This window comes from Paraburkholderia sp. GAS334 (assembly GCF_050436625.1).
GTDB lineage: Bacteria > Pseudomonadota > Gammaproteobacteria > Burkholderiales > Burkholderiaceae > Paraburkholderia.
Genome location: NZ_JBNDMO010000065.1, coordinates 1 through 11362, shown reverse-complemented (window position 1 = coordinate 11362; position 11362 = coordinate 1). Strand labels below are relative to the sequence as shown.

Below are 11362 nucleotides of genomic sequence, written 5' to 3'. Positions count from 1 at the left end.
TCTCGCGGTTGCCGCGATGACCTCGGTCGCACTGTTGCTGTTCCATCCGCTCGATGCGACGGCGATGATCGTGATGTGGAATATCGGCGTCGCGGCGCTACTCGTCGCCCTCAGCGGCCTGTATGGACACGGGCTAACAGGCTGGGTCGCGCAGCACGGGTAAGTCGGTCTGACAGCGACTGTCGGTGAATGTGCGCCTGGCGGTCAGGACCCGGAACGCTGGCGACGCTACGAACTGTGGAAACGCACGAGGGTAAAACGGCTTCAAGGAGATAGACATGACGTCGCTCACCGGAAAGGGCTCCCTGATCGCCAGCGTACTGGCCGCCATCGGTGCATCGGTGTGCTGTGTCGCACCGCTTGTGCTGCTGGCGCTCGGCATCGGTGGCACATGGGTCGGTAGCCTGACGGCGATGGCGCCGTACCGGCCCATCTTCATCGGGCTCACGCTGCTGTTTCTCGGCCTGACCTTCCGCAGGCTCTACCTGGTGCCGCAGGTCTGTGCGCCGGGTACACCCTGTGTCGATCCAGGCGTGGTGAAGCGACGGCGGATGACGTTCTGGATCGTTACCGTCCTGTTGTTCGGACTGCTGGCCGTGCCGTCACTGGCCCCACTGATCTCCTGAACGGGGGGTTCCATGCGCAATCTGCTTATTACCGCGCTCGCTGCCTTGCCGCTCCTGGCGCTGGCCGCCGCGCCGAAAACTGTCACGCTCGACGTGAAGAACATGACGTGCGAACTCTGTCCGGTTACGGTCCGCAAGTCGCTTGAAAAGGTGCCCGGCGTGAGCGCCGTGAAGGTCGACTTCGACAGGAAAACGGCCACGGTCACCTATGACCCCGGCAAGGCCCAGCCCGACGCTTTGACCAGGGCGACCACGAATGCGGGCTATCCCTCGACTGTGCAGAAGTGAGGCCGCGATGGATGCGATCATCGTGGAATCCGTGCTGACCTGTCCGCACTGCGGCTTCGCCAGGCAGGAAACCATGCCCACGGATGCCTGCCAGTTCTTTTACGAGTGCAGTCACTGCAAGGCCCTGTTGCGGGCCAATCCGGGGGACTGCTGCGTGTTTTGCTCGTTCGGTTCGGTGAAGTGCCCACCGATGCAACAGCAGCGTCGCTGCTGTGGGGCGGGCGGGTAACCACGCCAGGCCGCCGCCAGTAGCGGCTGACGCTTTGCGCAAGGAGACTGCGGAAATGACGCCAACGATCCGTATCCTTCTCATGGTTCTGTTCGTCGGAATACTCGACGCATGTCACTCGGGGGTGAAGCTCGCTCCGACTGCGGACATCACCGGAGCAAGTGGCGCGGTCGGCGCGCAGACCAGTCCCACCGCCGTCACCCAGATCGGGATTGATCCGCTGAACGACCCTAACAGCCCGCTCGCCGAACGCAGCATCTATTTCGACTTCGATGACTATACCGTCAAGGATGACTATCGACCGCTGCTGCAACAGCATGCGCAATATCTGAAAAGCCATGCGCAACGCCATGTGGTCATTCAGGGCAACACCGATGAACGTGGCACGAGCGAATACAATCTCGCGCTGGGCCAGAGGCGCTCCGAGGCAGTTCGCCGCGTGCTGGTCCTGTTCGGCGTCCCCGATTCGCAGATCGAAGCGATCAGCTTCGGTAAGGAAAAGCCGGTAGCCACTGGGCACGACGAGGCATCCTGGGCAAGAAATCGCCGTGCCGATCTCTTTTACCGCCAGTAGTCCGAAGCGCCGTCCTGTCCGGCGCGGCACCTGACTCGCGCGGTCCCGGTAACGAGCTGTTCCGGTCTGGCAGCGCCGCCGCGCGGGACTGATCTCAGTCGAGCGGCGGCAGGCGCAGGCACACACGCGTGCCTTTCCCGGGCTCGCTGTCGAGTCTGATCGACCAGTGGTAGCGATCGCAGATCTTCCTGACTATCGACAGGCCGATGCCAAACCCGTGTCTGCCGGGCTCGGGCGGGTTAGCCTGATACAGACGTTCGAACACCCGCGGCAGCGCATCCGGCGGGATGCCGCAGCCTGTGTCTTCGATCTGCAGCCAGCCGTCCGCATAGGTGAAGCGGACGTGGCCGCTGTCCGTGTAGCGCACTGCGTTGCCGATCAGATTCGAAAGCACGATGGCGAGCGCGGGCCGATTCGCCTCGATGCGCAGGCGACTGTCGATGTCGATTCTCGCCTCGACTCCCTTGTCTTTCAGAGCGACGGCAAACGGATCCAGTGCGTCTTCGATGGCGCTTGCGATGCGCACAGGGCCGACATCGGCCGACGACTCTTCGCGCGCAAGCAGCAGTAGCGCGTTGACGAGATCTATCATGTTGTTCGCCGCGCGATCGATCTGCCGCAGCCGCGCCCTCGACTTCGCGCCCAGTGCCTCATCCTCGTCGAGGAGTTCGCAGCTGGTCTTGATCGCCGTGAGCGGCGTGCGCAATTCGTGGCTGACATTGCCGGTGAACTCCTTCTCGCGCTCAATCATCTGTGCCATCCGCCCGTGATAGTCGTTGAACGCGTCGACCAGCTCCACGACCTCCACTTCATCGTATCTGCCGGCATCGAGTGCGGACGATCCACCGAGCCTGAGTTCCTTGACCTGACGGGCGAGTCCGGCAACCTGTCGGACCAGCAGGCCGGACAGTCCAAACGCGAGCCAGAAAGCCACCAGCGCAAACACACCGGTGCCGATCATCAGGGCGTCAATCACCTGCCTGAAACGCTGCTCGTAGGTACTGAAGTCGTAGATCCGATAGATGCGCGCATCGCCGAAAGGTGCGACCGCCACGTGGATTTCGCGGCCGTCCACGATGATCTCGTGGGTGCCATCGCGCAGATCTCTGACCGACGCGGGCAGTGGCACGCTTACGCGGTCGCCCGCCGAGACATGGCCGCCGAGTCGCGCATCGAGCGGCGGCACGAGCGTCGGGTACGACCGCCAGGTCTGAAGGAGACCTGTCATATCATCGGCGATCAGCGCCGCGATAAGCCGCTCCTCCTGCGCCTCCGCCAGCGCCTTCACGCCGAGCGCCTGGGCCACGAGCAACAGGATCGTCAGCGCGGAAAAGACCAGCGCGACCTTCAGGCGCAGGCTACGACGGGTCTGCATCGCTGACCACGAACCGGTAGCCCAGACCGTGTACCGTTTCGATGAGATCGTCCTCGCCGGCGGCGGTCAGGGCGCGCCGCAACGTGTAGACGTGCGCGCGCAGCGTATCGCTGTCCGGCAACTGCTCGCCCCAGATCTCGGCCTCAAGTTCGGCCCGGCCAAATACCCTGTTCGGTGATTGCATCAGGATGCGCAGTAGTTGCAGGCACTTCGGTGGCAGCTTGACCGGGCGTCCGACGCGCTCGACCGTGAGCGTCGCCAGATCGAAGCGCACATCGGCGCAACTCAATGCGGCTTGCGTCACCTGCCCCTTGTAGCGCTTGATGAGCGCAACAAGGCGTGCCCCGACTTCCTTGAGGGAGAATGGTTTGACGAGATAGTCGTCCGCGCCCTGGACGAAACCCTGCAGTTTGTCTTCAAGCGTATCCTTCGCCGTCAGCATCAGAACGGGCGTGTCCCGACGCGCTTCTTCCCGCAGTTTGCGGCAGATGGTCAACCCATCCACGCCCGGCAGCGACAGGTCCAGCAGGATGGCATCCCAGTGCTGGGTCACGGCGAGATGCAGGCCCATTACGCCGTCTGATGTAACGTCAACCTCATAGCCGCTGCTTTCCAGATAGTCGTAGAGGTTGGTCGCGATATCCGCGTCGTCTTCGATAATCAATACTTTCATCGAGTGGCTTTCCAGGCGGGTGGGCAGTGTCGCAGGACACTCGTGTCGGTGCGCAAACAACGACATCTTACCGCCCGGCGCGGCCGTCTCGGGCGAGGCCAGCCCTCCGTCATCGAGCACCGCAGGCTTCCTCGAAGTTCTTCGAGCTGGCCAGCGATGCCGGGGTACACGTCGACAAAACATGCTGGCTCTTGTGCAGATCCGCAGCACACTGTCGCGGCTGTATCTCCAGGGCCTTGACCAATTTGGGCCGGGACGACGTGGCCAGGTCGCCAGTGACGCATCAACCTGTACGCTGGGAGGGTGACGACGTATCCACCACCGGACTCGGCATGAGCCGATCCACAAAGTCGGCGATCGGAAAGTCGAAGGTGTCGCGCAGGTTGATTCCTTCCAGCTACGCCGGAGCAATGCTGCGCAGGTGTTCGGGTAACACAGGCGCTGCTCCATCCGTCCGTCGTCTGTGTCCCAGAGACGCTAGAAGGCCGCGGACCTTGAGTCGCGGCGAGGGGGCGGCCTAAGTACCGGCCTGGCGCTTTGTGCAAGCCGGTCCGGTTTGAGCCCGGCGCAGTGCGCAGACACGAAGGGCGTGTGATTCATGCGTCGGCACCTCGCCGGCGGGGGACGGTCAGGTTGACCCACTCGTAAGCGTCGTGCCCAAGCCTGCCCACTTCGCGCCATACCGCGAAGGGAATCTCCTGGTGGGCCGCGTGCCGGTCAACCAGACCCTGACATACCTTTGTCATCTGTCGCAGCAGCACAATCGCATCCATTTCAGGTCGCTCCCCATGCTGGTCGAGTGCCGTCCTCGCCTCTTGAGCCCGTTGAATCATTGTCCGCCATTGGGCATCCCGGATTTCCTGAGCGTAAGCGCCGCGCTGCGCGAGAGCGCTCGAAACAATGTAGAGCTCTTTGAGCGCAGTGATGACCTCTGGTGGCGACACGACGCAACCGTCGCTGCAGTCCTGTTGCGCTTGCGTCATCAGGATGCCCTCGACAGGGCTGCCAGCTGCGCGACCGCGGAACCTGTCCTCAACGAAGTCGTGCAACTCGCCGAGGAATGTGCGGAACGGGAGACGTTAGTCAGGCGGTGTAAATCTGGCATGGGTAGCGGTGCTTGCAAGATGCCGGTCGAGGTGGCGCACATGCGGGCGTGGCGAGTGTCGTGAGTCAGGAATCCGCCGAATATTTCGGGTCGGTCGCTGCCTTTCGTACAGGTACGGCTACCGGACAAGGACGCAATCACCCGGTTGCTTTAGTGCTTGTGACCGAAGCAGGCCTGGGCGGCTTCGGCGGGCGACAGGCCGGCGTTGAAATAGCCCCGAAGGCGCTTTATGGTCGCGGGTTCGGGGTGACAGTGCGAGCGGATAAATCCCCCTTCAACGGCTTCGCCGTACCAGGCACGCGTCCACTGGTCCAGGCCCTGTGCGTACATTGCTGATACGTATTTCGACTCATCGAACATAATGATTTCCGATAGATCTATAGGCGCGTTCGCCGTTAATGACCCCGCAGATATCGCAGGCAATCAGACGACGCCGCGGTGCGCTAAGATTGCGCAACGTTGTCTGCGAATTTCTGACGCGTGACACCAGCCGCAATTGATGTTGCTGTGGCGGGCGTGTTCCGTGTAACCAATGCGCTTGCCTTGACGACCTTGGGCTTTAAAGAAAGCTACCCCTCTCCGTCAGGATCGGTACCTCAAAGACTTTGCGACGCTTGTCACGGCTGTCCTGAGACACTACATTCCGCGACGGGCGTGCCGAGCAGGTCGAGTAGCGCGCATAGTCGTTGCCGATCCGGCACCGACAGGCCGGGACGTCCAAACAGGCACTCGATCTGCGATGCCCAATAGTCGCGACGGATGAGCCACGGGCGATGAACCAGCGCGTTCAGCGCCTTCTCCAGTTGTCCGATCTCGGTCTTCACCATGTTCACGTTCGTCTCCTTGCGTGACGCTCTGAAACCTGGAAATGTCAGATCGGCTGTCGTAGTTTCGGAGCCGACATCTCGTTCGGTACAACAGCTGCTTTCTCATCCCGCGCGACTTTGGCATCGGTCAGGTATGGGCTATGGCACCACACGTGCTACCAGTAGGCAGCGAAGAACCATATCAACACGATGAGGCCGGCCAGCACAAAGAGCCAACTCACAATCAGCCTATGCGACGTCGACATTGGCTACCTTCGTCGATACCGGGCGGTGAGTAGGGCTATCTTGGCCCTGGCCGCCGGTTTCGAGGCGAAACGCCGCGACGACCCTTGCCAGTCCGTTAGCCTGCTCGCTGAGTGATTGAGCGGCCGCGGCTGCCTGCTCGACAAGCGCCGCGTTCTGTTGGGTTACCGAATCCATCTGGGAAATCGCGAGGCCAACCTGCTGGATGCCGGCGCTCTGTTCGTTCGAGGCCGCTGCTATCTCGTGAACGATCGAATCCACTCGCCTGACTGCGCCGACAATTTCCCGGATGGCCGTCCCCGTCTCGGACACCAATGCAGAGCCGCTCTCCACCCGGGTGACCGATTCCTGAATGAGCACCTTCGCATCCTTGGCTGCCGCAGCCGCGCGCAGGGCGAGGCTGCGCACCTCGCTGGCCACGACGGCGAAACCCCGCCCCTGTTCGCCTGCGCGAGCGGCTTCCACGGCGGCGTTCAGTGCCAGGATGTTCGTCTGGAATGCGATGCCTTCTATCACGCTGACGATCTCGGTGATCCTGGCCGAAGAGTTCGAGATTTCCTGCATGGTCCCGATCACTTTGTCGACCAGTTCGCCACCCCTATCAGCAATGTCTGATGCGGTGCTCGCGAGTTCGTTGGCATGCAATGCGTTGTCTGCATTGTTCGTCACTACGGACGTCATCTGCTCCATGCTCGACGCGGTTTCCTGAAGCGACGCCGCCTGCTCCTCGGTGCGCTGGGAGAGGTCGCTATTGCCCACCGCGATCTCCTGGGTGGCGGACGTGATGGACTCGGTGGAATCTTTAATTGCACCGACGGTGCGCGCGAGCCGCGTGCGCATCTCCTCCATCGCATGCAGCAGACTGTGATTGCTGGTACCGTGGGTATTGACGGGCACGCTCAGATCGCCGCTCGCGATGCGCCGCGCGGTTTCTGCCGCGTAGTCCGGCTCGCCACCGAGTGAACGTTGCAGTCCGCGATTAATGACAATGATCACGCCCGATAGCATCAGTGCGACTGCGACGAGGATGGTGCCGGACCTGATCAATGAATGGTGAAATGCGGTATCGATATCGTCCACATAGACGCCATCGAGAAAAATCCAGTCCCATGGCTGGAAGCTCGCGACGCGGGTGAGCTTGGGCACCGGTCGATCCTCGCCAGGCCGGGGCCACACATAGTGAATGAAACCAGCGCCATTCGCCTTAGCGACGTTGACAGCATCCCGATAGAGCAGCGTGCCGTTGGCGTCCTTGAAATCGCCGAGCGTCCGTCCGACAAGCTCGGGTTTGAACGGGTGCATCAACATCTTCGGTTCATCGGTCATGACGGTGTAGTAGCCATCCTTGCCGAAGCGCATGCCCTTGATGCGTTCCATCGCCTCCCTCTGCGCGACGTCACGCGTGAGCACCCCGTGTTGCGCAAGGTCCGCATACTGGCGCACGAGGCTGACCACGTTGTCGGCGTTGTTGGCCAGATCATTCTCGCGTTCTTCGATACGCACCTGTCGCAACGACCACGCGTCGAATCCCGTGATCGCGGTCAGACAGGCAAGACTCAGGAACAGGGGCAGCCACAGTTTCTGCGCAAACGTTAGCGTTTTCACGTCCGACCCGCCGTCACGGCATGGATGAATTAACCATGTATTACGGCGTGTCTTTTGCACATCTTTATTGGTGTAAATCCCTATATTGACAAGTTGCCCGCATAGGACGCTCGCGGTGCAATAATTTTCTCCGCACAGGTTCTGGCATGGTGCTTGCGATGGCCTGAACCCTTCGGCCGACACGAATCGAACGACAGAGTTTCTTAAGATCGACCCGGGTTTGTCACTTGAGAAGAATGTAGAAGGCTCGAGGAACAGTGGCTTTGTTGGAGAAACAGAGGCGAATGTTCTGGCAACAGTGGCGAACGCGGGAAACGCGGCGGCGCATCGCGGGTGGTCCCCAGATGAGACCGAGTTCCGCAAATTACTCGAAGCGTTGGAGCAGTTCATCAAACGTACCGTGATCAGCGGAAAATCTGTGCTTGAAATCGCGGCGCGGATCCCTGCGCGGCATCCGCGTCCGGGGAAGGCATTGCGAATTGGCGCCGTTGACGATGGCCCGATCGAAGGCGTTGCGGTCGGCAAGGCCGACGATGAATAGGAAAACGCGGTGAGACCAGCTGAGTTTGAAATTCACGGCCCGCACGACAGCGCAGTAGAGCACGCGTCGCACGGCGATAGCTTCTCGGCGCGAATCGCGGTGATGACGGCAATCCTCGCAACGCTCGGGGCGTTCGGTTCTTATCAGAGCGGCACCACAGAAAATCTCGCGTTGATTGCCAAGAATGAGGCCGCTATCAGCAAGACGAAAGCAGCGAAGCAATGGGGCTATTTTCATGCAAAGGGCGAAAAGAAAAATCTCGCGGAGCTAGGTGCCGCAATTGTCGACCCGAAACCGCAGTGCAAGATATCGATCGCGCTCGCTGCGATAACGCTGCTCACGCGAAAGCGGTGGCTTCAGGTCATGTCACTTGGAGTGGCAGTATGCGGCGCGTCTCTGGGTGTTGCTGCGCTCCTGTCGTGGTAGACCGTCGCAACGTTTCACGGTTGCGACGGAACGATCAGGCTAGTGCGTTGGCTACTGCCGTCGACATCGGCTCTGGAGTCGCGTGTGCCGTCTGTACTCGAGTCCGCCCCGCGATGATGCTCTCAGATCCGATAGAAATGCGCTCTCGGACGCGCGATCCAACTCCCCTAACAGGGGTCGACTCGTACGGATTCCCTCGACGAATGTAGTCGTCGATATCCGCCTCGATAGCGTACTCCGCAACGCCGCGCAGATCCTCGACGACAAGACGGAGTGCCTTAACGGGAATGCCGTGCAACGCGCTTTCGGCAATACGATTGAGAATGTGATCCCGGGCGATCGCCGAGTCGGCGGGACTGGTGAACGTCTGATCCGTGTGACGCAGATGGATCACCGCCAGCCGGTCAGGTGTGTCGGTGATTGCGATCCGGTATTGCAGTGCGCAGGGCACACCGGATTCGTCGGGATAGACGACATCCGCAAATGGGCTTCGAAACGGCATAAACGCTCCTGAGTGGTTGATGATGCCGATTCGGACGAACCGGCAAAACCAGCCTACGGAGCGGTACGAGAAGTCAAGTCGATAGAGAGGTATCCGAACTTTCAATTGCGACGGGTTGGATGGTCGCTCGCAGCCGAACCACGGTGCGCTGACTGACAAGCCCGAGCAATCGGCTCACGTCTTCATTGTTGCGGCCGCTGAGTAACTGTCGACGCGCGTACGTATTCCGCAATATGCGCGGACTCATGTCAGGCGCGCAAAAGTCGACGGCCTCCAATGCCTCACGGACGATGATCCCTAACAGCATGTCATTGATCGGCTTTCCGGCCTTCGGAGCTGGAAACAGCAGTTGCTCCGCCTCGTCGCACTGGGACACCAGCAACCAGCGCTCCAGCGCGGCGATCGCGAATCCCTGCAACGTCACCTTGCGCTCCGCTCTCGCACCGCGCTTCGGAACGAAGATGTGTGGCCGCACCGCGTCGATGACGAGGTGGCCAGCACGTGCAACGCGGATCTCGCCTGCAGTAATGCCAGTGCCTAACAGGAGAGCGACGATCGCTCGATTGCGCGCTTCGCGGTCGTTGTCAGCGCCCTGCGGCTGGATGTGAGATTGGAGCCTTTCGTCGGCCGCCGGGTCGAGAAAGAGGGGCTGTGGCTCGTCCTCGGGCCACTGCTCCTTGCGAACAAAGTCGGCGGCAGGATTGCCCCGGCGAACACCTAATTCCACCAGGTACCGACACAGGCGATCGACGAGTTTTGCGTAGCGCACGTGCGTAGTGGTCCCCGGCGCGCACCGGTTGTCCACGTCCGCGAAGAAGGATTCCAGATGGGCAGCGTCAAACGCGGCCACGGTCGTACCTCGCGCGACGAGATATCGCAGGAAGCGGTCAAACATTGCCGTGTGCTGCACGACCGAGCGCGCAGCGAATGGGCGTCGGTCTGCGCCGGCGGCATCGTGCGCTTGCCATTCCCTGTAGGCTGCAGCCGGGTTGTCCAACCAGAGAGATACCGTATCCATAGTGTGTTTATATACTGAATTGGCGACATCACCCCGTGCTGCGAATCTCCGATTCGCCAGCAGGTCTATAAAGGGAGGGGGTGCCTTCCATCCCGTACTTCGTTGCCATCTCCGCGAGACACGTAGCAGCGTCGCCCGAAACAATGCGTGCTGCGCACGCGATCATCAGGTTCTTCGACAGGCCAAAGTCCTCAACGAGGAAGCCTCGCTCGCAAAACGCGCCCATCGACGTACGCTGTGACGACACCCGGTCCAGGACCGTCCCTTCGTTGGTGGTGTACGCCCAAACGTCTTTATTGAGTGCCGCGGCGAATCCGATCTCAAAGGCCGTTCCGGAATCCGCTTCCCCTGGTCCGCGAAAGTCGTCGACGTTGGCCATCACAATGTCGCACGCGCGTATCGCCTCGATGCTCGACCGATAGATCCAGGTCGCGCGCTCAGTTGGCGAAAGACCATCCCGCACGTTCGCATCGAGCGGGTACGTCGCCTCGAAACCGAACGACGCGCAAAGCTCGCGCAGGTAGTGGCCGCGTTCCATCGCATCGGTGCGAAAAACATCGAAGCCCGCGAGGTAGATCCGTTTGCGACTAGCTATCTGTTCGATGGGAAGTGGAGGAGGGGAGAAATCGCCGCTTCGCACTTTTCGCTGAATCCGGGTCAATTGTGCGCGGACTGTGCCTGTCGGCGTCCCGCTATTTGCCGATATTTCCTCGGGCGTCATTCCTCGATCTGCGAGATCCACCAGACTGGCCTGCTTACTCGTTACGCGCGTCATCCAACGATCTCTCCGTCCATTAATACGATGACCCGATCTTAACGGAAGCGAAGCGGAGTCAAGTTCGTGCGATCGACACGCCCGCGCCACAGTTCGGCCGTTGAAACTTTGCGCGCATCCCGTTTCCGACTCACGAGTGGATGTAACCGATGCTAACGGTCGACCGGGTTCGGCCAGGAGGAGACAATCGGTCTCCCACTCCAAAGCCGCCATTCAGACATACGCCACCGCTCTTGCCTTTTCGTTCGTAAGCTCGGGCAAGTCCATTTCCCTCAACGTCGGCAGGCCACGGCGGCCACCGCCACTTGGGACACTCGGCAGCGCGCCCGTTCCTGCGTGAAGCGCCGCATAGCCGATCTACGTTGGCGCAATCATGGGTTTAACTGTCGTCGTCTGATCGGTCAGCAGTCAGGATCGACGCTAGTGTCGTGAGTTAGAAGTTCGTTGAATCAATCCCCTGTTCTTTCCGGAATGACAAAGTGCTGATTAAAAAGTCGCTCGGACTCGCGCAGTCCTTCTTCCGTAAAGATCACGGACTTCGTCTTGTTGACAGGA

At 60.8% G+C, this 11362-nt stretch carries 16 protein-coding genes; 6 read left to right on the top strand and 10 right to left on the bottom strand.

Features of this window, described 5'->3' with window-relative positions; genetic code table 11:
* Positions 1–278 precede the first annotated feature (278 nt).
* The 4 genes from P3T21_RS37645 to pal are packed head-to-tail and all read left to right on the top strand — an operon-like array spanning position 279 to position 1717.
* The gene (locus P3T21_RS37645; RefSeq protein WP_429260926.1) at positions 279–626 is read left to right on the top strand and encodes a mercuric transporter MerT family protein; all 348 of its coding nucleotides are present in this window, start codon (positions 279–281) and stop codon (positions 624–626) included.
* Between the two features lie 12 nt (positions 627–638).
* A complete protein-coding gene (gene merP / locus P3T21_RS37640; protein ID WP_429260925.1) occupies positions 639–914 on the top strand; it encodes a mercury resistance system periplasmic binding protein MerP in 276 nt (91 codons plus the stop codon).
* A 7-nt stretch (positions 915–921) separates the two neighbouring features.
* A complete protein-coding gene (locus P3T21_RS37635; protein ID WP_429260924.1) occupies positions 922–1143 on the top strand; it encodes a GDCCVxC domain-containing (seleno)protein in 222 nt (73 codons plus the stop codon).
* 55 nt (positions 1144–1198) lie between these two features.
* Positions 1199–1717 (top strand): peptidoglycan-associated lipoprotein Pal, encoded by a 519-nt coding sequence (pal, locus tag P3T21_RS37630; RefSeq protein WP_429260923.1) that lies wholly within the window; start codon positions 1199–1201, stop codon positions 1715–1717.
* Positions 1718–1811: 94 nt separating this feature from the next.
* Here the strand turns inward: pal and P3T21_RS37625 are convergent, their stop codons facing one another.
* The 6 genes from P3T21_RS37625 to P3T21_RS37600 form a co-directional block, all read right to left on the bottom strand.
* Positions 1812–3092 carry a sensor histidine kinase gene (locus P3T21_RS37625; RefSeq protein WP_429260922.1) on the bottom strand — a complete coding sequence of 427 codons (1281 nt, stop codon included), beginning with the start codon at positions 3090–3092 and terminating at the stop codon, positions 1812–1814.
* Positions 3076–3765, bottom strand: a complete 690-nt coding sequence (locus P3T21_RS37620; RefSeq protein WP_429260921.1) for a response regulator transcription factor — start codon at positions 3763–3765, stop codon at positions 3076–3078. Before P3T21_RS37620 ends, P3T21_RS37625 begins: the two co-directional genes overlap by 17 nt.
* Before the next feature lie 596 nt (positions 3766–4361).
* Positions 4362–4748: a hypothetical protein gene (locus P3T21_RS37615; RefSeq protein ID WP_429260920.1), complete on the bottom strand. Its 387-nt coding sequence runs from the start codon at positions 4746–4748 to the stop codon at positions 4362–4364.
* A gap of 272 nt (positions 4749–5020) precedes the next feature.
* Complete coding sequence (locus tag P3T21_RS37610) at positions 5021–5230, bottom strand: hypothetical protein (protein WP_429260919.1); 210 nt, start codon at positions 5228–5230, stop codon at positions 5021–5023.
* A gap of 257 nt (positions 5231–5487) precedes the next feature.
* On the bottom strand, positions 5488–5697 hold the full coding sequence (locus P3T21_RS37605; protein ID WP_429260930.1) for a hypothetical protein: 210 nt from the start codon (positions 5695–5697) through the stop codon (positions 5488–5490).
* 228 nt (positions 5698–5925) lie between these two features.
* A complete protein-coding gene (locus tag P3T21_RS37600; RefSeq protein ID WP_429260929.1) occupies positions 5926–7545 on the bottom strand; it encodes a methyl-accepting chemotaxis protein in 1620 nt (539 codons plus the stop codon).
* A 163-nt stretch (positions 7546–7708) separates the two neighbouring features.
* Between P3T21_RS37600 and P3T21_RS37595 the strand changes: the two genes are divergently transcribed.
* The gene (locus P3T21_RS37595) at positions 7709–8086 is read left to right on the top strand and encodes a DUF4145 domain-containing protein (RefSeq protein ID WP_429260928.1); all 378 of its coding nucleotides are present in this window, start codon (positions 7709–7711) and stop codon (positions 8084–8086) included.
* Positions 8087–8095: 9 nt separating this feature from the next.
* Positions 8096–8512: a DUF4337 family protein gene (locus P3T21_RS37590; RefSeq protein ID WP_429260918.1), complete on the top strand. Its 417-nt coding sequence runs from the start codon at positions 8096–8098 to the stop codon at positions 8510–8512.
* Between the two features lie 34 nt (positions 8513–8546).
* Here the strand turns inward: P3T21_RS37590 and P3T21_RS37585 are convergent, their stop codons facing one another.
* The 4 genes from P3T21_RS37585 to P3T21_RS37570 form a co-directional block, all read right to left on the bottom strand.
* Positions 8547–9014: a hypothetical protein gene (locus tag P3T21_RS37585; protein WP_429260917.1), complete on the bottom strand. Its 468-nt coding sequence runs from the start codon at positions 9012–9014 to the stop codon at positions 8547–8549.
* 73 nt (positions 9015–9087) lie between these two features.
* On the bottom strand, positions 9088–10032 hold the full coding sequence (locus tag P3T21_RS37580; RefSeq protein ID WP_429260916.1) for a tyrosine-type recombinase/integrase: 945 nt from the start codon (positions 10030–10032) through the stop codon (positions 9088–9090).
* 28 nt (positions 10033–10060) lie between these two features.
* Positions 10061–10672, bottom strand: a complete 612-nt coding sequence (locus P3T21_RS37575; protein WP_429260915.1) for a nucleoside 2-deoxyribosyltransferase — start codon at positions 10670–10672, stop codon at positions 10061–10063.
* A gap of 584 nt (positions 10673–11256) precedes the next feature.
* Positions 11257–11362: DUF6429 family protein (locus tag P3T21_RS37570; RefSeq protein ID WP_429260927.1), on the bottom strand; the 106-nt coding region annotated here is incomplete at its 5' end.

Excerpts from the sequence above, each read along its gene's own strand:
- P3T21_RS37645 (WP_429260926.1), top strand. The coding sequence starts at position 279 with ATGACGTCGCTCACCGGAAAGGGCTCCCTGATCGCCAGCGTACTGGCC.
- merP (WP_429260925.1), top strand. The coding sequence starts at position 639 with ATGCGCAATCTGCTTATTACCGCGCTCGCTGCCTTGCCGCTCCTGGCG.
- P3T21_RS37635 (WP_429260924.1), top strand. The coding sequence starts at position 922 with ATGGATGCGATCATCGTGGAATCCGTGCTGACCTGTCCGCACTGCGGC.
- pal (WP_429260923.1), top strand. The coding sequence starts at position 1,199 with ATGACGCCAACGATCCGTATCCTTCTCATGGTTCTGTTCGTCGGAATA.
- P3T21_RS37625 (WP_429260922.1), bottom strand. The coding sequence starts at position 3,092 with ATGCAGACCCGTCGTAGCCTGCGCCTGAAGGTCGCGCTGGTCTTTTCC.
- P3T21_RS37620 (WP_429260921.1), bottom strand. The coding sequence starts at position 3,765 with ATGAAAGTATTGATTATCGAAGACGACGCGGATATCGCGACCAACCTC.
- P3T21_RS37615 (WP_429260920.1), bottom strand. The coding sequence starts at position 4,748 with ATGACGCAAGCGCAACAGGACTGCAGCGACGGTTGCGTCGTGTCGCCA.
- P3T21_RS37610 (WP_429260919.1), bottom strand. The coding sequence starts at position 5,230 with ATGTTCGATGAGTCGAAATACGTATCAGCAATGTACGCACAGGGCCTG.
- P3T21_RS37605 (WP_429260930.1), bottom strand. The coding sequence starts at position 5,697 with ATGGTGAAGACCGAGATCGGACAACTGGAGAAGGCGCTGAACGCGCTG.
- P3T21_RS37585 (WP_429260917.1), bottom strand. The coding sequence starts at position 9,014 with ATGCCGTTTCGAAGCCCATTTGCGGATGTCGTCTATCCCGACGAATCC.
- P3T21_RS37580 (WP_429260916.1), bottom strand. The coding sequence starts at position 10,032 with ATGGATACGGTATCTCTCTGGTTGGACAACCCGGCTGCAGCCTACAGG.